The organism is Streptomyces coffeae, from assembly GCF_016741875.1.
GTDB classification, from domain to species: domain Bacteria; phylum Actinomycetota; class Actinomycetes; order Streptomycetales; family Streptomycetaceae; genus Streptomyces; species Streptomyces coffeae.
Window position 1 is genome coordinate 172,070 of the sequence record NZ_JAERRF010000013.1, and the last position, 21,406, is coordinate 193,475.

General features: G+C 67.8%; 18 protein-coding genes and 2 pseudogenes. 14 read left to right on the top strand and 6 right to left on the bottom strand.

Translation table 11 applies throughout. From position 1 onward, the window contains the following. The first annotated feature begins 451 nt into the window (after nt 1–451). Both JK363_RS22950 and JK363_RS22955 read left to right on the top strand, forming a co-directional pair. Nucleotides 452–1,255: a hypothetical protein gene (locus JK363_RS22950; RefSeq protein ID WP_201876885.1), complete on the top strand. Its 804-nt coding sequence runs from the start codon at nt 452–454 to the stop codon at nt 1,253–1,255. A 125-nt stretch (nt 1,256–1,380) separates the two neighbouring features. After that, nucleotides 1,381–3,573 (top strand): bifunctional polysaccharide deacetylase/glycosyltransferase family 2 protein, encoded by a 2,193-nt coding sequence (locus JK363_RS22955; protein WP_236076041.1) that lies wholly within the window; start codon nt 1,381–1,383, stop codon nt 3,571–3,573. Here JK363_RS22955 and JK363_RS45170 read toward each other — a convergent pair. Both JK363_RS45170 and JK363_RS45175 read right to left on the bottom strand, forming a co-directional pair. Further along, the gene (locus tag JK363_RS45170) at nt 3,534–4,442 is read right to left on the bottom strand and encodes a hypothetical protein (RefSeq protein WP_504752136.1); all 909 of its coding nucleotides are present in this window, start codon (nt 4,440–4,442) and stop codon (nt 3,534–3,536) included. The genes JK363_RS22955 and JK363_RS45170 overlap by 40 nt on opposite strands. Nucleotides 4,443–4,610: 168 nt before the next feature. Continuing rightward, nucleotides 4,611–4,808 (bottom strand): annotated as a pseudogene (locus JK363_RS45175) (helix-turn-helix domain-containing protein); the annotation flags it as partial. A gap of 168 nt (nt 4,809–4,976) precedes the next feature. Here JK363_RS45175 and JK363_RS22965 point away from each other — a divergent pair. From JK363_RS22965 to JK363_RS22980, 4 genes are all read left to right on the top strand, one after another. Then, the gene (locus tag JK363_RS22965; protein WP_201876887.1) at nt 4,977–5,324 is read left to right on the top strand and encodes a putative quinol monooxygenase; all 348 of its coding nucleotides are present in this window, start codon (nt 4,977–4,979) and stop codon (nt 5,322–5,324) included. Between the two features lie 815 nt (nt 5,325–6,139). Then, nucleotides 6,140–6,388: a hypothetical protein gene (locus JK363_RS22970; protein ID WP_236076025.1), complete on the top strand. Its 249-nt coding sequence runs from the start codon at nt 6,140–6,142 to the stop codon at nt 6,386–6,388. Between the two features lie 333 nt (nt 6,389–6,721). Then, nucleotides 6,722–7,177 carry a glycine-rich domain-containing protein gene (locus tag JK363_RS22975; protein ID WP_201876888.1) on the top strand — a complete coding sequence of 152 codons (456 nt, stop codon included), beginning with the start codon at nt 6,722–6,724 and terminating at the stop codon, nt 7,175–7,177. A 38-nt stretch (nt 7,178–7,215) separates the two neighbouring features. Continuing rightward, nucleotides 7,216–7,359 carry a hypothetical protein gene (locus JK363_RS22980; RefSeq protein ID WP_201876889.1) on the top strand — a complete coding sequence of 48 codons (144 nt, stop codon included), beginning with the start codon at nt 7,216–7,218 and terminating at the stop codon, nt 7,357–7,359. A gap of 883 nt (nt 7,360–8,242) precedes the next feature. On the opposite strand, the gene JK363_RS22985 is transcribed toward JK363_RS22980, so the two are convergent. After that, nucleotides 8,243–8,443 carry a hypothetical protein gene (locus tag JK363_RS22985; RefSeq protein ID WP_201876942.1) on the bottom strand — a complete coding sequence of 67 codons (201 nt, stop codon included), beginning with the start codon at nt 8,441–8,443 and terminating at the stop codon, nt 8,243–8,245. Nucleotides 8,444–8,473: 30 nt separating this feature from the next. On the opposite strand from JK363_RS22985, the gene JK363_RS22990 reads away from it, so the two are divergent. Then, nucleotides 8,474–11,353: a tetratricopeptide repeat protein gene (locus tag JK363_RS22990; protein ID WP_307821833.1), complete on the top strand. Its 2,880-nt coding sequence runs from the start codon at nt 8,474–8,476 to the stop codon at nt 11,351–11,353. Nucleotides 11,354–11,639: 286 nt separating this feature from the next. Here the strand turns inward: JK363_RS22990 and JK363_RS45035 are convergent. Beyond that, nucleotides 11,640–11,758: pseudogene (locus tag JK363_RS45035) on the bottom strand (IS630 family transposase); the annotation flags it as partial. 1,383 nt (nt 11,759–13,141) lie between these two features. Between JK363_RS45035 and JK363_RS22995 the strand changes: the two are divergent. Further along, a complete protein-coding gene (locus tag JK363_RS22995) occupies nt 13,142–13,375 on the top strand; it encodes a DUF397 domain-containing protein (RefSeq protein WP_201876890.1) in 234 nt (77 codons plus the stop codon). Between the two features lie 256 nt (nt 13,376–13,631). Then, nucleotides 13,632–14,465 (top strand): SAM-dependent methyltransferase, encoded by an 834-nt coding sequence (locus JK363_RS23000; protein ID WP_201876891.1) that lies wholly within the window; start codon nt 13,632–13,634, stop codon nt 14,463–14,465. Between the two features lie 10 nt (nt 14,466–14,475). Here JK363_RS23000 and JK363_RS23005 read toward each other — a convergent pair whose 3' ends face one another. Then, nucleotides 14,476–15,414, bottom strand: coding sequence for a helix-turn-helix domain-containing protein (locus JK363_RS23005; protein WP_307821834.1), 939 nt, complete (start codon nt 15,412–15,414; stop codon nt 14,476–14,478). A gap of 720 nt (nt 15,415–16,134) precedes the next feature. Here JK363_RS23005 and JK363_RS44720 point away from each other — a divergent pair. From JK363_RS44720 to JK363_RS23030, 5 genes are all read left to right on the top strand, one after another. Continuing rightward, the gene (locus tag JK363_RS44720) at nt 16,135–16,605 is read left to right on the top strand and encodes a helix-turn-helix domain-containing protein (RefSeq protein ID WP_201876892.1); all 471 of its coding nucleotides are present in this window, start codon (nt 16,135–16,137) and stop codon (nt 16,603–16,605) included. A gap of 494 nt (nt 16,606–17,099) precedes the next feature. Next, the gene (locus JK363_RS23015) at nt 17,100–17,237 is read left to right on the top strand and encodes a hypothetical protein (protein ID WP_201876893.1); all 138 of its coding nucleotides are present in this window, start codon (nt 17,100–17,102) and stop codon (nt 17,235–17,237) included. Between the two features lie 1,025 nt (nt 17,238–18,262). Continuing rightward, on the top strand, nt 18,263–18,436 hold the full coding sequence (locus tag JK363_RS23020; RefSeq protein WP_201876894.1) for a hypothetical protein: 174 nt from the start codon (nt 18,263–18,265) through the stop codon (nt 18,434–18,436). Nucleotides 18,437–18,445: 9 nt separating this feature from the next. Next, nucleotides 18,446–19,657, top strand: coding sequence for a JmjC domain-containing protein (locus JK363_RS23025; RefSeq protein ID WP_201876895.1), 1,212 nt, complete (start codon nt 18,446–18,448; stop codon nt 19,655–19,657). Continuing rightward, the gene (locus tag JK363_RS23030; protein WP_201876896.1) at nt 19,567–20,373 is read left to right on the top strand and encodes an aldo/keto reductase; all 807 of its coding nucleotides are present in this window, start codon (nt 19,567–19,569) and stop codon (nt 20,371–20,373) included. Before JK363_RS23025 ends, JK363_RS23030 begins: the two co-directional genes overlap by 91 nt. On the opposite strand, the gene JK363_RS23035 is transcribed toward JK363_RS23030, so the two are convergent. Beyond that, nucleotides 20,361–21,200: a hypothetical protein gene (locus tag JK363_RS23035; RefSeq protein ID WP_201876897.1), complete on the bottom strand. Its 840-nt coding sequence runs from the start codon at nt 21,198–21,200 to the stop codon at nt 20,361–20,363. The genes JK363_RS23030 and JK363_RS23035 overlap by 13 nt on opposite strands. Nucleotides 21,201–21,406 lie beyond the last annotated feature (206 nt).

The window sequence follows — 21,406 nt, forward strand, 5'->3', positions numbered from 1 at the left end:
GCGTCCGCCGATGCCTGCGCTCCGGTGCGCTCGCCATCGCTTCGCGGCACAGCAGCCGCAGCGAGCCGTCCCGGGCGAGGCGGTGATGGCACAGCGGGCCGGATCCCACAGCCACACAATGCTTCGGCGCCGCGGTGCGCTCCTCCTGGTATGAGTGCGTACCTGCGTCTGCGAGCGGTGCCGCCCCCGGCACTGCGCGACAGCGCGACCGTTCGCCGCGGCGGACCAAGAGCTGGGGGCGTTCTACGCACACGCGGCCGAGTGCGGCGACGCGGTGGTGAAGTGGTTGCCGGCCTGGGGTGCGTTATCGGCCCGCTGCTCACTCCTTGTCTTGATCGCCCTCTTCGGGGGTTTTGTAGGTCCCGTGAGGCCCAGGTGTAACACTTCCGGCCGCGTTCGCTCTTTCCATGTGGGCGACCGCACCGGTCGGCCAGGACAGGGGACACGACTCGTGCGGTGGACAGACGAAAGCGGAGCAGGGTACGGCGAGGATCCGTACGGCAGCCCCGGCTACACCTATGCCTACGGCCACGAGTACGCCTACGGCCACGAGTACGGCGGGGGCGTCACCACCGCCACCGCCTCGCCGCCCTGGCACGGGGTGCAGCCCGCGCAGTGGAGGCACCCGACGGGTCACACCCCGACGGCGTGGGACTCCCCGCACGGTCACGTCCTCCCGCACGGTCACGTCCTCCCGCACAGTCACGTCCTCCCGCACGGTGACGTCCTCACCGCGCAGCTCCCGGTGTGCGACACACCCGGCAACCCCGTCCCGGAACCGGGTACGTCCGAGAGTGAGTCCGCGCGGCCCGTCTTCGTCGATTCCTCTGGGCGACGCCAGCGCCGCGTGCTCCGCGCCGCCCGGCTGCTGGTGATCCCAGCCGGCGGCTATGTCGCCCTGCTGATCAGCACGATGCTGGGCGGCCCCAGCATCAGCTCTCCGTTCGTTCCGCACGCGGACTCCACGCACCCGGCCGCGCCCGGGGCGGCCGCACCCGACTCCTCGTCCGGCACCGGACACTCGACGCCGAGGCCCACCGCGGCGCAGAAGAACTCCGACGCCGCGGTACCCAAGGCCCCCAGCCCCACTGATCGGTCGGCGGCCTCCACCGCCCCGGCGGCTGCGTCCCGGCCCACGGCTGTGCCCACCACGACCGCCATTCCGACCTCGACCACCTCGTCGGCCTCGACCGCCGCCCCCGCACGCTCCTCCCACGGGCGGGCCCTCGGCTCGTCCCACAAGCCCGTGAAGTGATCCAAGGCTCTGACGTGAGCGATCGCCGACGCCGCACCGCTCGTGCCCGCCGCCGCGGCCGCACGCGCCAGATCACACCCCGTGCCCACTGGCTCCTGCTGAGCGTGCTCGCGGTGACCCTGTCGATGGCCCTCCTGTTGCAGGGGTACACCCACCACATGTTCGGGATCACAGCGGACGCCGTGACCGATGCCCGTGGCCCGAGCGGGGTGGTGCCCGGCCGGGTGGCCCACGGCGGTCCCGTGATCGCGGACGCCGCCGGCGCTGCGCACACCGCTCGGGTCAAGGACCGCACCATCGCGCTCACCTTCGACGACGGTCCCGACCCCGTCTGGACGCCGCGCATCCTGGACGTACTGCGCCGCAACCATGTGCACGCGACGTTCTTCGTCGTCGGAACCCAGGTCGTGGCCCACCCGGAGCTGGTCCGCCGGATCGTCGCCGAGGGCCACCAGATCGGCATCCACACCTTCACCCATCCCGACCTGGCCCGCCTCGCCCCATGGCAGCGTTCCCTGGAACTGCGGGAGACGCAGCTGGCGCTGGCCGGCGCCGCACGGGTCACCACCGCACTGCTCAGGCCGCCGTATTCCGCGAAGAACGACGCGCTGGACGACGCCGACTGGTCCGTCCTCAAGCAGGCCGACGCGGCAGGCTATGTCGCGGTGCTCTCCACACAGGACGCCGAGGACTGGCAGCGCCCCGGTGTGGACCGCATCCTCGCCAACGCGACCCCCCGCGGCCACGCGGGGCAGATCGTGCTGATGCATGACGCCGGCGGTGACCGGTCACAGACCGTCGCCGCGCTGAGCGCCCTGATCCCACGGGTCAAGGCGCATGGCTTCAGGTTCGCGACAGTCGGTGCCGCGGTCGGCATGGCCGGGCCCGTCCAGCGCGCCGGGTTCGGCGACCATCTGCAGGGGATGGCGCTCATCGGGCTGCTGCGGGTCGGGGACTGGGTCGTGTGGCTGCTGGGCGTGCTGATGTGCGCGGCCGGAGTGATCAGCGTGCTGCGCGCGGCGGTCGTGCTGATCGCGGCCCGCCGGCACCGGCGGCTGCGGACGGGGTGGTGGGGCCGGTCCTGGGGGCCGCCGGTGACCGAACCGGTCAGTGTCATCGTCCCGGCGTACAACGAGAGCGCCGGGATCGAGGCGGCCGTGCGCTCACTGCTCGCCTCGGACCATCCGGGGGAGATCATCGTGGTGGACGACGGTTCCACCGACGGCACCGCCGACCTGGTGGAGTCGCTCCACCTGCCGGTGCGGGTGATCCGCCAGCAGAACGCGGGCAAGCCCGCCGCACTCAACACCGGACTCGCTGCCGCCACCTACGACCTGGTGGTCATGGTCGACGGTGACACGGTCTTCGAAACCGACACCGTCCGCACGATCGTGCAGCCCTTCGCCGACCCCCGGGTGGGCGCCGTGTCGGGCAACGCCAAGGTCGTCAACCGCGGTGGCCTGCTGGGCCGCTGGCAGCACATCGAGTACGTGGTCGGCTTCAACCTCGACCGCCGCCTGTTCGACCTCGCCGAGTGCATGCCGACCGTCCCCGGAGCGGTAGGCGCGTTCCGCCGCCGGGCGCTGCTGGCTCTCGGCGGCGTCAGCGACGTCACCCTCGCCGAGGACACCGACCTGACCATGGCGCTGTGCCGGGCCGGCTGGCGTGTGGTGTACGAGGAGGGCGCGGTGGCCTGGACGGAGGCGCCCGCGTCACTGAACGCCCTGTGGCGGCAGCGGTACCGCTGGTGCTACGGCACCTTGCAGGCTATGTGGAAGCACCGCGGCGCGCTGGTGCAGCGCGGCGCCGCCGGGAAACTGGGCCGCCGCGGCCTCATCTACCTGCTGCTCTTCCAGGTCCTGCTGCCGCTGCTCGCACCCGTCGTGGACATCATCGCCCTCTACGGGCTGCTCTTCCTCGACCCGGTCCGGACCATCGGACTCTGGCTGACCTTCCTCCTGCTGCAACTCCTGATGGGCCTGTACGCGTTCGGCCTGGACGGAGAAAGGCCCGGCCCGCTGTGGAGCCTGCCGCTGCAGCAGTTCGTCTACCGACAGCTGATGTACCTGGTGGTGATCCAGTCCGTCTTCACCGCCGTGTCGGGCTCCCGGCTGAGATGGCAGCGCATGGAGCGGTACGGCAGCCTCCAGGCCCCGGCAGGGGCACAGACGCGCAGCGACGATCTGCCTCCGCAGGTCCCCGGCAGCCTTCCGCGACCGGCACCGTACGAGCCCCTCCAGCAGCCGGCGTCGTACGAGGGTCATCCACCGATCCCGCCTCACCCCGAATCGTATGAGACATCGCAGTTGTACTGGTAAGTCAGTAGTCCTGCGTGCATGCCGTTGGGGGCTCTGCGGGTCAGAGGCCCCAGCGACATGGACGTACGCGCAGCCGCAGCCCGATGTTGCTGCGGCCGCGATGAACGCGGTAGTCGGCGTCGAGCACCCGGGCGGCGGCACTTTCGGCAGTCGAGGGGGAGTTCCCGCGGGAGGCCGGAGCCGCCCCTCCAGCCGGCTGCCAGCGGATCCAGACCGCATTGCCGGTACGTTGAGGACTGGGTGGCCGTGAAGACGGCGTCGGCGCCTCTCGGTGGACCCGGCCGAGGTGGCGCGCTCCAACAGGTCGCGGCTGGCTGAGCACTCGATGGCGCCCAGGCTCTTTGAGACGCCGGTGTCAGGACGCTCTGCGTTCGCTTGCGGATGTGTGAGCGGTCGGCAACGTGTGTTCGGTCAGACCCGCAAGGAGCCCGAGCGAGGTTTCCGCTTCGGATCCTGCCGGGGCGCTGTAGATCATCATGGTCATGTCCGGGTCGTCCGGGGCTCGCATGGCGACGTAGTCGAGGGCGAGTTCGCCGATGAGGGGATGGGCGAAACGCTTGCGGCCGCGGGTCTTGCCGCGGACATGGTGACCAGCCCACAGGCGTCGGAAGTCTTCGCTGTACAGGGACAGTTCGCCGACCAGACTGACGAGCTGGGGGTCGTCCGAGTGGCGACCGGCGTCGAACCGGAGGTTGGCGACGGTGTCGCGGGCCTTGGACTCCCAATCGGGATAGAGGTCCTTCGCCCCGCTGTCGAGGAAGACCAGCCGGGCCATGTTCCGCTCGATCGTCGGCAGGGCCGGGGAAGTCGGCGATCAGCACTCGGGCCAGCTCGTTCCAGGCGAGGATGTCCAGGCGGCGGCCGATGATGTAAGCCGGGACGGTGTTGAGCGCCTCCAGAGCCTGACGCATCTCGGCACCGACCTGCTGAGGACGCCCGGAACGCGTGCGCCTTGCGGCCGGTGTGGCGAGGTTGTGCAGGTGGGTGCGTTCGTCGTCGTCCAGCCGCAGTGCACGGGCGACCGCATCGAGCACTTCGGTGGAGACGTGGCGTGCCCGCCCCTGTTCCAGCCTGGTGTAGTAGTCGACGCTCACTCCGGCAAGCAGAGCGAGTTCCTCGCGGCGAAGCCCTGGCGCTCGCCGCTGGGTTCCGAAGTCGTTCGCGCCGGCTTCTTCCGGGCGAAGGCGCGCCCGCCGGGCCTTCAAGAACTCGCTGAGCTGCTGTGCGCGATCCATGCGTTTCAGTGTGCGCCAGGACGGGCCGGTTCTGCCTGGTTCTGACAGACCCAGGCAGGGCCGACCCCGGCTGATCGGAACCCTGGGTGGAGGGGTGCCCAGCACTCAGGATGAGTGGCGTTCGCGAACAAAGCCCGTCGAGAACGATGACGCATCAGGAGCAACCTCATGTCGAACACGCTCACCATCATCGCCGACTTCACCGCCAAGCCGGGCCAGGAGGAGCGTCTGCGTACGGAGCTGAACGCGATGGTCGAACTGTCACTGGCCGAGGAAGGCTGCCTCGGCTACCAGCCCTTCACCGACGCCGGCCGTACCGACCGCATGGTCATCATTGAGGAGTGGGCCGACAGTGAGGCCCTGGAGCACCACTTCTCGCTGCCGCACTTCAAGCACGTCGCCGCGGTCCTGGAGGAGATTCTGGCGGAGCCGTTCACTTTGCGTCGCCTGACCGACATCCCTGCCCGAGTGCCGCCGGCCTCAGCGGCAGATCGGCAGATGACCAAGGTTGACTGAGACACGCGACCGGATGGTTCAGGTAGACCGAGAATGGCTCGCCCTTCAGCGAGACGGGTCGGTCTCGCCCCCTCGCCTGGCCTTCGGGCCGGACGAGGGGGCTTTGGTGATGTCATGTCATCACCCGCCAGGTGGACAGACTCGTATACCGCGCCCCCAGCGGCGTAGCGTGGATGGACCATCCACCTGGCGGGGGTGCGGAAGCTTGAGCAGAACCGGCGGTTGACGGCGCGGCTTTCCACGCTGAACCAGCTGGCCGGCGCGCTGGACGTCGAGACGTCCGTGCCAGTCGGACAGCCAACTACCCTTGAAGTGCGCTCCGATGGTGATACCCCCTCCGTGCTCGCACTGAGGCAGGCGGTATCGCCCCTGTCCGACCTGCTCGGCGAGGACCTCGACGCGGAGGACCCGCCATCCCGGTTGGGGCCGGGGCCGCCGTGCTCTTCGCTGGGTGTCTGCGTTACCGGTTCAGCCGTTGGGCTCGGGCCTTGCGGAGGATGTCGAGGAGTCCTTGCGGGTTGGTGCCGTTGTTGATGCCGACGTGGAGCATGTCGGCCATGGTGTATTCCGGGTCGGTGGCAGTTCGAGAAGGCCGAGGCGGACGCTCCCCTCGCCCTCGTACCAGGGGCCCTGATCGAGGGGCGGCAGCTGTGCTTCCGCTGCCAGCTGCCGACGGACGAGCCGGTCATCGTCGGCGAAGAGCACGGCGGCAGCCTCGGCGGCGACACGATCTACGCCTGCCCGCCGCACGCCGCGTACTTCCCGGAGAGCGCCCGGATTCGGCCGGCTCCCATGCGTCCGGTGACGAGGTACTGATGGCCGGCTCCCAAGTCGCCGAGAGGACCCCGAACGCGGAGCTTCTGCCCGCCCTGCTCGCCTCCGTGGATCCCCAGAAGCTGACGTTCCGCCAGTCCCAGGGATGGACCTGCGCGCTGTGTCGGAAACCGCTCCGCGCGGACCAGTTGCTTGGCACCGTCGAGCTGACGTACGGCGGGGGCGAGGTCACCGAGCAGGTCGAGTTGTGGGTGTGCCGCCCCCTGTGCCGGGAGGCGCCTGATGCGTGACCGCTTCCTGCGGTGTTTCCGCGCCGCCCGCGCCGGACTGGTGCTCGGGGCGGGCCTGGGCCTGCTGGCCGGGGTCGTTGCCCTGTGCGTGGCCGGAGACCCGGCCCGATGACCGGGTGGGTCGCTGGCGTCCCCGGGGCCCGCACCGGGGTGGCTTCGCCGTCAGCGGCCCACCCGCCAGACCCCTGCCGTCGGCGCGCACACCCCTCGGCAGGGTGGCGGGGATCCGGTGCTGATCGGAGCCCCGTCGAGAAAGGCTCGTCCCGGCCGCCTGCTTGGAGGCCGGCGGCCGGGACGAGGACCGTGCACCACCCCACACTGAGAGGTAGGCACATGCGAGACGTTACTGCGTTACTCGACCCACCCGCCCGGGATGCGGTCGTGGGCACCGTCCTGAGAGACAACCCGGAACTCGACGAGGCCATGGCGCTCCGAATCGTGTCCGAGGCCGTGAAGTTCGTCGCCGCCGAGGCCGTTTCGGACCGCCCGCTCACCCCGTCGCGAGTCGTCGACGAAGGGTGGCACGCGCTCATCCTCCACACCCAGCTGTACCGCGAGCTCTGTCGGCGCCTGGGCAGGTTCGTCCACCACGTCCCGGAGGCCCCGGACCCCGAGCGACGCGAGCCCGAGGCGCTGACGCGGACCCAGGAGCGCATCGTCGAAGCCGGGTTCACCGTCGATGACGCACTGTGGCTCGCGCCCACTGACACCTCGATCCCGGTCGCGGCCACGTGCCAGCACTCGGACGATGGCGGCCCGATCGTCATCATCCCCAAGCCCAAGGGCTGACGCGTAGGCTGCGGGCCGGAAGAGAGAGGAGAGCGCCCATGGAGTGGATCGACCCGAGGTACGCCGAGTTGGTCGCCGCCATGCGAGCCGCTCAGGCGGAGGCCGAGGAGCACCCGCCCACGGCCGGGCGTCTCCAGGGGTTCATCGTCCCTGACTCCGACCCCGGCCCGCTGCCGCGCTGAGCCGGGCCCCGCGTGCGCGTCGCCAAGGTGGCGCGTCGGCGGGGCCGAACTGCTGGAGGTAGGCCCGCGCCGATCCGAACCGAGCGTTCTTCCTTGGTGTGAGCCTCCCACCCAGTGACCACGGGTCCGCTGAGGCGGAAATCGGCGACGCTGGATGGGGAGCAGCGCCGCCCCTCGTAGTCTCACTGTGTGGACTGCTTCCCTCTGCCGTGCAGGGTTATACCCCGTTGCAATCCATGATCCTTTGGGGATGTGGCATCCCGTCGTGAAGGAGGCCCCCCGTTCGAATGAACGAGGGGCCTTGTGACTCTCTGACCTGCTGCGCAGGTGGTGCCCCCGGCAGGGCACCAGGCAGATGGGAACGGCGCAGGGCGGTGGTCCCCGGGATCGCGGATCACTGTGGAATCCACTCTGTACCCATGAAGCGGCTCGGTCGTTGGCCGCAGGTTCGAGTCCTGGGCGGGAGCCGCAATCAAGGGCTGGTCGTGCTGTACCCCCTGTGACCTGCGGAAATCCCCTGGTCGTGACGATGTCGGCGCGTCTACCGAAGACGCGGGTCGCATGACGCACAGCGTGAGTCTGATGCGCAGCGTGGGGCATGGGCCCGGGGGCGGGTTCGGTGCGGTAGCCCAGCGCAGCACCGCCAGGCGACGAGCCGCGGAACGGGGCACGGTGGTCGCCGTTCCAGAACAGGCGGGGCCGAAGAGCCTAACCGCCGGCGGCCCAGGCGAGCGCGCCGCATGTGTGCGGGGCAACCTGAGGGGGCCACGCGGCATGCGCGTGGCCCCCTCTGTTACCGGTTTCGGTGCGGAGTCCGGCGCTGTACGCGCCGAGATCCGTCTCGCCAGTCCCCTCGGCGCCGGATATCGAGCCTGAGAAGGGCTCAGGAGACGATTTGGGCGAGAGCACCGGTCAGGGCGGCCGCAAGGGTGAGCGCGGCAGCGAACGTGGTGGTGGCCCGCATGAGGGCAGCGGGGTAAGTGGCGCCATCCAGCCGGGCGAGCAGGCCCGCAGCGGCGGCAGCCAGTAGGGCGAGCATGACGACCAGCGCAGTAACGAGGAGGACAACGACGAGACGGGTCACGGCAGGCTCCTGCAAAGGTGAGGCGTTGACGTGACGAAGGTCGCGGAGACGATGTTCGCCGGGGTCCGGCTGAACAATGATGAACACGGGCGAACACATCGAGCCGGGGCGGGACGAATGCACGAAGAATCTAGCGAGCTGGCGGCGCTCATCGAGCTGCGCAAGAGGTTCGCCGACGGCCTGGCTCGTGCCGGGCTGAACAAGACTCAGCTCGCCGCCCGAGCAGAACTGGGCCGCACCACCGTGCAAGAGGCGTTCCAGGCGGGCAAGCCCGCTCCATCAGCCGAGACGGTTGTCGCGCTGGCCCGCGTGCTACGCCTGCCAGACCAGCAACTGCTAGATCTGCGGCGCGTCGCCGCTAGAGAGAACGACCCTGCCCTTGGAAAGGACCACGGCCCGGGCAAGCCGATCACGGAGTGGGACCCTCACGACTTGGAGGTCCACCCCGCCGGGGTCGGCTCTGGGATCGTGCCTCAGCGGGTGCTGCCCGGCTATGTCCCGCGTGGCCATGACCGGATCCTCACCGACGCGGCGCTGGAGGCCGCACAGGGCAACAGCCGGATGCTGGTCCTGGTCGGAACGTCCTCCACCGGCAAGACAAGGGCCTGCTGGGAGGCCATTCAGCCGCTCGAGACCCGCGGGTGGCGGCTGTGGCACCCGTTCGACCCGACCCGAGCCGAAGCCGCCCTCGACGACCTCGAACGTGTCGTGCCTCGCACAGTAGTCTGGCTCAACGAAGCCCAGCACTACCTCGGCAACCCCCAGCTCGGCGAGCGGATCGCGGCCGCCGTCCATTCGCTCCTCACCCAGCCCCAGCGCCGACCGGTCCTCGTTCTGGGCACCCTCTGGCCCGAATACGCCGACCAGTACACAGCCCTGCCCCCCGCTGGCTCCCCGGATCCGCACAGCCGGGTCCGAGAATTACTCGCCGGACGCACCCTCACCATCCCTGACACCTTCGACCAGGACGCACTACGATCCGTAGCTGTCCTGGCGCAAGACGGCGATCAACTGCTCGCCGACGCTCTCACTCGAGCCCACGCCCACGGACGAATCACCCAGGACCTCGCCGGCGCCCCCGAACTGCTACGTCGCTACGAGCACAGCACACCGACCGCCAAGGCCGTACTGCAGGCGGCTATGGACGCACGCCGTCTTGGCATCGGCCTCCACCTCCCGCAAACCTTCCTCACGGATGCCGCGATCGACTACCTCAGCGACCAGGACTACGACGAACTCACAGACGACTGGGCAGAGGCTGCCTTCGCCGACCTCGCCCGCCCCGTCCACGGCAAGCAGGCACCCCTGCGCCGCACCGGAGCCCGGCCCAGGCGCCGCCCACCCGGCGGCCCGACATCGGCACCCACGCCTACCTCCGTGACAGGACCAGCGTTCCGGCTCGCCGACTACCTCGAACAGCACGGCCGCACCACCCGGTTGAAGCTGTGCCCACCCGCATCGTTCTGGGCCGCCGCCCACGCCCACCTCACCCACCCCGACGACCTCGGCAACCTTGCGATCGCCGCTGAACAAAGGCACCGCCTGCAGTGGGCACACCACCTCCGGCTCCGCGCCGCCAACGCAGGTCACCCCTACTCCCTCAACTACCTGGCACGGATGAGGGAGGGGGCAGGGGACATGGAAGGCGCTGAATCCCTCTACCAGCGAGCCGCAGACGCCGGCGGCACCAGCGATCTGACTGACCTGGCGGACCAAAGGAGAGAAGCTGGAGACCCGGAGGGCGCCGGAGCCCTCTACCGGCGGGCCGCTGATGCCGGCGACGCAGACGCCTTGTTCCTCCTGGCGGGGCGCCGGAAGGCAGCCGGAGACCGTGAGGGTGCCGAAGCCTTCTACCAGCGAGCCGCAGACGCTGGCCGCGCTGACGCCCTTGTCGACCTAGTGGAGCTGAAGGAGGAAGCCGGGGACTGGGAGGGTGTCAAAGCCCTCTACGAACGGGCCGCCGATACCGGCGACACCTACGCCATTGCCCGTTTGGCAGACATGCGGGCGGAGGCCGGGGACCAGGAAGGTGCTGAAGCCCTTTACCAAGGGGTCGTCGATGCTGGCGACACCGATGCCCTGATCTACCTGGCCCAGCTGAAGGAGGATGCCGGAGACTTCGACGGTGCCGAAGCCCTTTACCAACGGGTCGTCGATGCTGGCGACACCGATGCCCTGATCTACCTGGCCCAGCTGAAGGAGGATGCCGGAGACTTCGACGGTGCCGAAGCCCTTTACCAAGGGGCCGTCGATGCTGGCGACACCGATGCCCTGATCTACCTGGCCCAGCTGAAGGAGGAAGCTCGAGACTTCGACGGTGCCGAAGCCCTCTATCAGCAGGTCGCCGACACCAGCGACCCCTACACCGTGGTCCACCTGGCCGAGCTGAAGGAGGAAGCCGGAGATCTCGAGGGTGCCGAGACCCTCTACCAGCAGGCTGCTACCAACCCCATCGCACTGACAGTCCTGGCGCGAATGCGGGAACAGGACGGTGACTGGGAGGGCGCCAAAGCGGTCTACCAGCGCGCCGCAGACGCAGGCCACGCTGGCGCCCTGGTTCGCCTGGCAGAGCTGCGAGACGAGGCCGGGGACCAGAAGGGCGCTGAGACCTTCTACCAGCAGGCCGCCGCCACCGGCGACCCCGACACCCTGATCCACCTAGCACGGATGCGAGACGAGGCCGGGGACCAGAAGGGCGCTGAGACCTTCTACCAGCAGGCCGCCGCCACCGGCGACCCCGACACCCTGATCCACCTAGCACGGATGCGAGACGAGGCCGGGGACCAGAAGGGCGCTGAGACCTTCTACCAGCGAGCCGCCGATACCGGCGAACTTCCCGACGACGAGGCTAAAATGAGGTGGCCGTACGGACTCGACCCGGACGGCTCGCCTACGCCCCCTTGGCCGTGAACTGAGGACGCCACGCGAGAGCGCAGCACAAGATTCGGTGAGTGATGCGACGCTGGTCGACTCAGAGATTTCTGAGTCCACCGGTTCACTTCTCTATCGGCGGCCAGCACTAGACCCGGGGCAATCGGCTTCGACAAAACATCCTGAACCTGTCCACAGCCGCTCTCCCGACCTGGCCAGCTCCTCAGCGCCCGCCGGGTGAACGTCGCCACCACGATCCGGCGCAACCGAGAGTGCTCGAACGGGATCCCGGTTGAGCATCATCGCGCGTGAACTCCAGGTCCGCCTCCTTCGCGATCACCGCGGTCTTCTCACCCGCCGCGAACCGTTCCCCGGTCTGAAGCCGGATCCCCTCACGAAACGCCCGACGCTCAGCGGTCAGGCCCCGCCCTCCGGATAACGCATACCACCGGCATACCGCAGGGATCATCAACCGTCACTGCCCGACGACAACCCGAAAAACTCAGTAACCGGCGACCCACCGCGATGTTCCCGCGCTCGGGTCAGACTGTGGGGCGGGCGTGCTGGCCGACGGCTGTGAACTCGCCTGTGTACAGGCCGCTCCCTCGCGGATAGCGGCACCGTGTCGACTTCCGGGGCCCTCGCGGCCAGCCACACCACGGTCGCCCAAGGAGCGCTTGGCCTTGGTTCCGTTCAGCCCTTGGCCGGCTCACGTTAGGGGTCTCTACGGCGTTCATGTTCGTCATTCCATATCCGGAGCAGGATGCAGGGGTCTGCGCCACAGGCTCGTGCGTAGCGGTCCGTGAAGTGCTGGGTTGGGAACTGGCGGCAGGCCAGGATGCTGATGACGTACTTGGGGTCGCTGCCGGTTCTGCGCGCCAGGGCCTCCAGCGGGAGGTGGGTCTGGCGCCAGATGGAGGTCATGACCAGACCGATGTGGGTATGTGCCGCAGTCGGGCGGCGTGGTGTGTGAGGCATGCACGGATCTCCGCTGAGGTGGGGAGTACGGGGCGCCGCGGTGCCCAGCGCCCCGCCGTGGTCAGAGACGGTGCCTTTGGTGACCGTGGATGGGGTGTTGGGCGGCCAGTTGCATTCCCAGAAGGACCATCGTGGCCGTTGCGGAAAGGGAATGGCCGAGCCGCTGTAGGAGCAGGGCGTGTCCGACCGGTGAAGTGAGCACCTGCAGGGTGTGGATGAGACAGTCCGGGCAGGGCTGTGTCATCCACAACGCACGAAGGCGGATGTTGCGGGGTTTATGGCGGCGGCGCCGGGGGGATGTCGCCATGGCGTCTCTCCTTGGGGAGTCGTAGACACAGGGCCCCGGCGGCGGCTGCAACCACAACTGCTGGGGCCCTGTTGCCGTTCGGCCTCGGTGGCCGAGCGCGATTGACGGTAGGCGGAACGTGGCATCTCGCGTGCCTTGCGTCACGGCGATGAGCCCTTCCTGCGTGCCGCGCACCGCGCTCTGCCGGGACGCCGCTGCCATCGAGCGGATTCCGCTGAGTTCGAATCAGGTGACAGAACGCGCGCCGGTGGTGCGCCTCCTTCCGGCTGGTCACGCCCCTTCCGCTGCTCGCGCGATGCGTCAGTTTCACAGCGAAATTCGAATCCATGGGTCGTGCGGCGATGGCCTGCGATGGCTGGTCTGACAGTGGGATGAACGCGCTCGTGACAAGAGCGCACTTGCATGGGCAGAGGTGGCTGAATTCCGGAAATATTGCTTCAACCATGCATAGGGGGCACCGTGGCTGGTGATCCTGCCAGTGTCAGGCCGGATGCAATTGCATCTGGCTCAACGGAGTGTTCGTTCGCTGCGGAGGTTCACCGATGAAGAAGCTGAGGCGTACATCTACGGAGTCGGCAGTCCGCCGAGGAGATGGCTTATCGGCGTGGCGGAAGAGTTCGCACAGCAACCCCTCAGGTGCCTGTGTCGAGGTCGCGGAGACTGCCGATGGGGTGGTCGCCTTCCGGGACTCGAAGAGGAAGGAAGGCCCCGTCATGGCTGTTTCCCGGGCTTCGGCAGCGGCGTTTACAGCTGCTGTGGCCCGCGACGAGCTCTGACGAGGCAACCGGTTTCTAGGATGCGCGCCTGCAACTTCGCGCTCGGGAATCTTCAGCGTGAGCATGAGGCTTGCCCGGTGCCCGGCGTGCGCTTCCGTCGGCGTGGGGCCTGTGGCGGGTACGCGTTGAACGGATGGCTGCGGATTCCGTACTGGACAGTGAGGGCAACCGACCAGTAGGCATGAGGCAATGCAAGTGCATCTGCTGCATCCACCCCCTGCCAGGGGGTGGATGGTCATGGATGAAGGGATGACCAGTGGGGGAGCAGCCGGCACCCGGACAAGCCAACAGCCAGGAAGCCGAGTTAGGGCAGAACCGGGCGCACAGCGCACGCATGTACGACTACTATCTCGGCGGGAAGACGAACTATGCGGTGGACCGTGAAGCAGCTGAAGCGGTCATCCGGGTCTTTCCCGCAATAGAGGTGACCGCACGGGTCAACCGCGCCTTCATGCACCGAGTCGGCCGCTACCTGGCTCGGCAGGGCGTGCGGCAGTTCATCGACCTGGGTACCGGTATCCCCACCGCCCCCAACCTCCATGAAATTGTCCAGCAGATTGCTCCCCACAGCAGCGTCCTCTACCTGGACAACGATCCGATCGTACTGGTCTACGCGGACGAGCTCCTGGACGGCACGCCGGAGGGAACGACGTGCTATGCCGAAGCCGATGTCACGCGGCCCGAGAAGGTCCTGGAAGCAGTCGAGGCGACGAACACCATTGATCTCGATCGACCGGTAGCGCTGAGCCTCCACGCCCTGCTGCATTTCGTCCCTGACGAGCAGGACCCCTACGAGATCGTCCGCTCGCTCCTCGCCCGGGTCGCTCCCGGCTCGTATCTGAGCCTGTCGCACTGCACGGGAGACTTCGACCCAGAAGCCTGGTCCGCCATTGTCGACGCCTACACACAACGAGGCACCCCGACCCAAGTGCGAACCAAGGCCGAGGTGCTACGTTTCTTCGACGGTCTGGAGATGGTGGAGCCTGGAGTGGTCGTGGGACACCGATGGCGCCCAGAACCGGCCAGCGGTCCCAGCCTCGTGACGGATGCTCAGGTTTCCCTGTATGCCGGTCTGGGACGGAAGCGCTGACTGCGGCGCATTATCGGTAGCAGTTCGACTTCAGTAGGTCCCGGAGCCGCTGCACCGACCTGGCGGGCGAAAGTGACTGGTTGCGCAGAGCGTCAAATTTCTTGATGCGCTCATCAACCTGTTCCTCGTCCTGGAAGATCAGCCCGCCCTCGAAAGTCTCCGCGTACGCGATTGTGGGCAGAATCCGTGTGGAGAAATCCCAAATCGTGGTGGAGTTGATGAAGACTGGCAGGTTGTATCGATCCTGCTCGGCTATGCGGATCTGGTACCGAGGGCTGGTAGCCAGGTCAATCAGATGCCGCACCTGCTCACGCATGATCTCCGGAGTCCCGTAGCGGCGCCTCAGAGAGCCCTCGTCGATGATGCAGATGAGCTTCTTGTCCGCGGGTGCCTGCCGAAAACGCAGTTGTCGCTCCATGCGGAAGGCGGCCAGTGCCCGGTGTTGGCGCGCATCCCCGCTGCCGCCCTGAATCACGGCGTGAGCGTACGCCTCAGTCTGCAGCAGGCCGGGCAGCTGGAGAGGCTCGAAGACCTTGATCCGCTGCGCCATGCTCTCGAAGCTGACGACCGCCTGGAGATGCTTTTGAGTCACGCTTGACCACGGCTGCCACCACGGCTCCCGGTTGGCCTCTTCGGCCAACTCCCTCAACTGCGCCTGTTCCAGGGGGTCGTCGACCTCATAAATGGTAAATAGCCGCCTCAGGTCGCACTCCTTGAATTGGTGCTGGCCATTCTCGATGCGACTGACCTTCGAGGGCGACCCCTCCAGGTAGCGCGCCACCTCCTCCTGCTTCAGGCCAAGGGAATTGCGACGGGAGCGTAGGGCATTGCCCAGTACCATCCGCTGCGCAGACGGTACTGCCTCGTCGCGCAGGTATCGCACGCGACGGCCCGGCCTGGACGCGTCTGCACCGCCAGACTCCTGTACGCCTGCCAATGGTTGAGCCACAGTCTCTCCTTGAGCTTAGATCACTGACGGTGAGGCTTACGGCGCTCATGGTGCACGACGAGCGTCTTCGGAGGTGACGGAATGGGAGAATCCGCCGAGGATGACCCCGTGATCGGTTTGATCCGGCCAAGCCTCGCCAGTCGGCTACCGCCAGTGCAGCGAAGGAAGAGGCGAGCGTATGGCCACGCAGGTTCACCACGGCTCCTGCGGCGGACCAACTGATCGTTCACCGTCACCAGGGGGCGGCTGACCTTGTGCCTGTTTGTTGTTGCCGGAATGGGCCGGGGTGCGGAGCCGAGGTCGTGCTCACCTGCGGGCGGTGGTGTTGGTCTTGCCGATGCCGGTTCCGTGGGCGAGGTCTTCAGCGGGGTCGGCTATCAAGGAGCTGGGGGTGGAACGGGACACCGATGAGGTGCCAGGTGGCGTGGTCGATGCCCGAGCCGACCCAGATGGTCCAGATGGCGAGGCAGCAGTTCCTGAATCGGCGTTAGGCTCCTTACCTCGCATGGGTTGCGACGGAAGCGATTCTGCGAGATCCGGGCCCTCGTCACCCCCTGCTCGGTCTTGAGCCTCTCGCACTCCGCCGTGGTCGTGGACGTTTGCCATGCCCATCGGCGGACGGGGTTGCCTTCACCGTCGGGGGCTGGAGCCTCGTACGCGTTGCAACTTGCATTGCCGTGAAGTCTTCATCGCAGTTTCATGGAGGTTATGCCACTGCCCATGCGCGTGATCACTCCCGGTCGCCTCGCGGCGCTGCGGGAGCAGGCAGGGCTGTCGAAGACCGAACTCGCTCGGCGAATCGGGGTGTCGACGCGCATGGTGTTCTTCTACGAAGAGGGCAGGCACACGCCGACGCCGCAGCGGCTGCAGAAGATAGCTGAGGCGCTGCGCTGCGATTTGGAGGAGCTCACCGGAGTCCGCCGCGGTGAGGAAGGCTCACGCGGATCAAGTGCCTGGAGCCGCGCCAGAGCCTTGCCCAAGAACGCCTGCGCCAGCTTGGCGTGCCGACGGGCAATATCCCGACGCGCCTGCTGCTGCTCTGCGAGGAACACCCGGTCCTGCTCACGGTCGTACACCGTCGCCCGCATTACCCACGCGTACTGCCGCGACCACTGGAACAGGAGGGTCGTGGATTTACCCAACCCTCGCGCAACCTTCGTCACACTCCGTGCCGCACCGAGATGGCGGTAGGCGGCGAAGGCCTCGAACGCCTGGGGAGACTCACCGCTCTGCCGCTCCCAGGGATCGACAACACCCCGGTCGACCACCGGTTAGCCTTCCTTCTCCCCCGTGCGCCACCAAATCCCGGCTATGTCCAGAGCACAAGACTAGAAGCTGATCGGCGAACGGCGCCGCGGACATGGCTATGGGTACAGACGTGCAGGCTTCCGGACACTCTTCACCTCCGCTCGCGCAGAGAGCACAGCCACCACCGGTACGTGGAGCCGTCCCCGACCGGTTCACCTCCGCTCGCGCAGAGAGCACAGCAAGTCGTAGTCGGACATGGTGGTGGGGTTCGGTTCACCTCTGCTCGCGCAGAGAGCACGCATCATGCACCATCAGGCCCGTGAGCTTCTGCGGTTCACCTCCGCTCGAGCGGAGGTGAGTCGGAGTGACCATGGACCGGGACGACTCGGAGGTGGTGCTCTCCGCGCGAGCGGAGGTGAGTCGCAGGTCAAGGGCTGGTGGGCGTCCTCGCCACGACGCTGCTGCGCCTGCAGCGGCGGGAGCCGTGGTTCCGGCTCGGCGCCAACGACCCGGGCCGCCAGCGGGAGCGCCACCCGGAGCCGGTCGGGCAGTGGCCGGGGCGGGCGATCTCGTAACCAACGTGTGCGACCAGTAGTGTGCGGCTCATGCCTGACTCTGCCCCCGTTGATCCTGACCAGCCATACGACATCGCCGGCCGCATTACGGTGAGTGCAGGTCCTGACATCGCGGGCAAGATTGTTGACTGGGCCTGTGATGTGGACAGCACCTATGGAGAGGGCCCAGAGCCTCCCATGCCGGAGGTTATCCAGGTGGCGTGCCCCCAGTGCGGCCAGGAGGAGCTCCGGTTGCGCGGAACCTGGTCCGGCCCGGTCACGATCACCTGTCCGTCTGGGCATAGCTGGCCTGGCACGGTTGCGATGATGCGCGAGGCAATCCGGCTCTTCCTCGCCCAAACCTGATCACGTGCCAGCGAGCGTGACCTCCGCCAGCGTCTGGCAGGTGTAGTAGCCATGCCCGACGTCCTGGTGTTGGCGTACTACGTGTACTCGGTCGACGCGGATGTCCATCCGGTCCGGTCTCGCTCGTCGCAGGCCGCGGTTGAAGGTGTGAGCGTGTCAGGCGTGCGTAATGGTGCACTCGGGGTATCAGGACTCTCCGAATAGCTCGGACAGCATGGTGCCTCCCTTGTCGGGTCTGTGCATGGTGAGCTGAGCCTGGTGGAAGCTCGGCGCGGCGATGTCCGGAGCCGCCCCTGGGCTCCAGGCGTTGCTGCCTTGCCTCTTGGGATCAGGCGATGACGAAGGGGGTGAACGCAACTGTTGCGTGGCTCAGACTCAAGGTCGTTTGCCCTGCGGTACGCCTGTAGCGTCCCCGTCCGGTACACCGTCGGCGTACGCCCTTGAGCGATCCGACTTATCGGCCAGACAGCACGTGGTTCGTCAGCAGCGTCAACGCCTCTTCCGCAGGCCGTGAAGCCCACGGTACGGCTGCGCCGCCCGGCCAGAGCTATGGCGCCACCGGGCGAACGAGGGCGCCCCGCACATCTGTCCGAATCCCGCTCTACTTCCATGCGGTGGACGCGGGTTAACTCAGACCTTTCGCCCGGAGCTGGGTGGGAGAAGCTGAGAGGAGAGCACAGATGGCAGACAGGGCATCCACACAGGTGGGGACCAGCCCCGCGCTTCTGATCGCCGTGGAGGAGCTGGCGACCGCGCACGACCGCAGCGAGTCCGAGCGGTCCGACATCACCAGCTCGCAGAACAGCGCGGGCGATGACGGCGACAACCGCGACCTGAACCTCCCGAAGGAGTAAGGGGAACCCATGGAGCACCGGCTCGTCACCCACATTGAGAAGGCTCTCGACTGGGACGGGCCGGGTTCCGTGGGGACCGCGTTCGCACGCGGCCGTCTCACGGACCCGGAACTGCCCGCACGGCTGTTGACCCCGCACAAGCTGCTGGACCTGATCAAGCGCCACCACCTGGCCAATCCGCAGCTACGCTGCTACGCCGAGGGCGACGAAATACACCCGTCCACGTTCCTGTCCACCAACGTCAACCGGCGCAGGCAGGCCGTGAGCCAGGCCGACATGGCGGCTCTGGGACGGATTCTCAACGAGGGTGGCACCGTGGTCCTGGACCACGTGGACTTCTTCGACCCGACGCTGGAAGTCGCCTGCCGGGCCCTGGGCTGGTGGTCGGGCGAACTGACCTCCGCGAACGCATACCTCGCGGTCGGTGAAACCGACGGTTTCCATCTGCACTGGGACGATCACGAGGTCATTGCTGTGCAGCTTTCGGGCGAGAAATCGTGGGAGGTGCGTGGCCCGTCCCGGTCGGCGCCGATGTACCGCGACGCGGAACGCAACCGCACGCCCTCCGAGGAAGTGCTGTGGAAGGGCACCATGCGGGCCGGGGACGTCATGCACATCCCCCGCGGCTTCTGGCATACCGCCACCCGCCTCGGCTCAGGTAGGGGTGGCCACTCACTGCATGTGACGTTCGGGTTCACCAAACGGACCGGCGTCACATGGGCCAACTTCCTCTCTGACGCCGCCCGCGCCAGCGAAGCATTCCGCCACGACCTGGAATCCGCCCACGGAGCCGGGCACAAGGTGCTGACGGACAAGCTCAGCGCTCTGGCCACTGCCTACAGCCCCGAGCGTTACCTGGACGAACTGAGGTTCAGTACCCCGCCCGCACGCCACATGCCGCATGTGGGTGCCTTTGGCCCACCGGATGGAGTCGCGGCCACCACCGAGTTCGCGCCATCCATCATCCGATCCGGTGACACGGTCCAAGTCTGCGGCGGTGGAAAGCGGCTGACCTTCCACGAACGCGCAGAACCCGGTCTCTGGGTGCTCCTGTCGGGCCACCCGGTCTACCTCGACGGTGCCTCCGAGGACATCACCACTCTGGCCGACCTGCTGATCACGGAGGGGCTGTGCGAACCACTGACGGAAGTATCGTCCTCGGGCTATACCGGTCTGGTCACGCCCGTGACCTACTCGAAGCAGCCGTCGGCCTCGGCATAACACACCTCGACACCGCGTCCAACTACCTTCGTCATCGCTCCCACGAGGTCCTGAAGACAACGGTCGGCGACCTGCTGCCGAAATTCTCGGTCTCCACCAAGGTTGGATATTTTCCCGAGGGCCACAGCCTCGATCCCGCCCGGCTGCGCATCGCCGCCGAGCAGGCGATCAAGGACCTCGGGCGGGAGCCGGATCTGGTGTTCCTCCACAACCCGGAGCAGTCGGCATCCGACGCCGAGACGCTGGCGCAGGCGTGCGCGGCCCTGGCCGACACTGCACAAGCGGGGCTCTGCCGTTCCTGGGGCGTCTCGACCTGGGATCCGCGCCCGCTCATGGACTTCGACGTGCCGTGCCCTGATGTCCTCATGGTGCGGGCGGGGCTGCTGGTCGGGGTCGACGTCCTTGAAGCGTCCGAGGCCCTGGCGACGCGGTGGCGTCCGTCGCAGGTGTGGGGCATGAGTCCCTTCGGCGGAAGCACGACCCAGGCGGTGTGGGAGCGCTTCGATCCGAGGGTCTTCCTGCGAAAATCCCCGTCAATCACGAAGGCCCAGGCTGCGTTCCGCTCCTCCTACGGCCTGCCTCGGGTTGACACGGTCGCTGTCGGCACGGACAACGTCGACCACCTGCGGGAGCTGACCGAGGCCCTGGCGTACGAGATCGACGAGAGGGTGGTCCGGGAGTACCGGCAGCTCCTCAGAGCCCGTCAGCTCGCCTGAAGCTCCTGCAGCAGCTGCTCCGCCGTCTTCCGCGCGGGGACCAGGCGGGGGTCCTCGGGATCAGCGTAGGGGCCGAGGATCTTCGCGGCGACGAACAGCGTCATCAGCTTGCCGTCCCGGCTCGCCAGATCGTTGCGCCGCTCGCTGCGGACGCGGTCGGCCAGAGCCGGGACGGCGAGGGAGGCCCCCCACAGATTTGCCGCATCCAGGCCGCACGGGGCCATGCCCCAGTCCTCCCAGTCGAACACGCAGAACACCGGCGCCGTCACATTCGCCCAGTTGAGATCCCCATGGGCCGGACACCAATCGACCACTGCCGTATCGACGCCGGGGAAGACGCTGTGGATCGTTCCCGTGACCAGCTCCTGCGTGAGGGTCTCGGTATCCGGTGTCGCGATCCGGTTCGTGTGCTGCGCGGCCAGGGCATCTAGTGAGGCATTCAGCGAAGCCCACCACTCCTCAGTCAACTGCGGGTCCTTCGCCACCACGGCGCTGCCCACTGCTGCACCCGGCAGCAGTCCGGTCTCGTCCGCCCGCCACATCACCGGTTCCACCTCGTCCCGCCACGCGACACCGGCGAGCCAAGCTGGCTTAGCGATCCCGCGCAGGGCCTCCGCGGACGCAGTGCCATCCCCGCCCTGGACCCCGATCCGGTCGAGTCCGCGCCGCTCGATGCGCACCCACGTACCGCGGTCCGTACGTGCCCCCACAGACCGGCGCTTACGCACCACAGTCTCGTGATCCAGGCGCACCCCCAGCGACCGCTCAACACGGTCCACTACGGCTTCCACGGGCTCTTTGCGCAGATCCACCGAACGCAGCGTCATACGCCCGAACGTACCAAGTCCCAGCCGAAGCGCGCCGAGTCCGACACAGCCCTGCTCTTCAGGCGGCTGACGCCGCCGCGCCCGCCCTGGACCGCCTGGCCCACCCCTCCCGCCTTGGCCCGCGCATCGTGATCGCCCCGAACGAGGACGAGATGACCGCGGCCCCACTCCGACACCACCCCGTACTACGTCCTCGGCCCCGACAC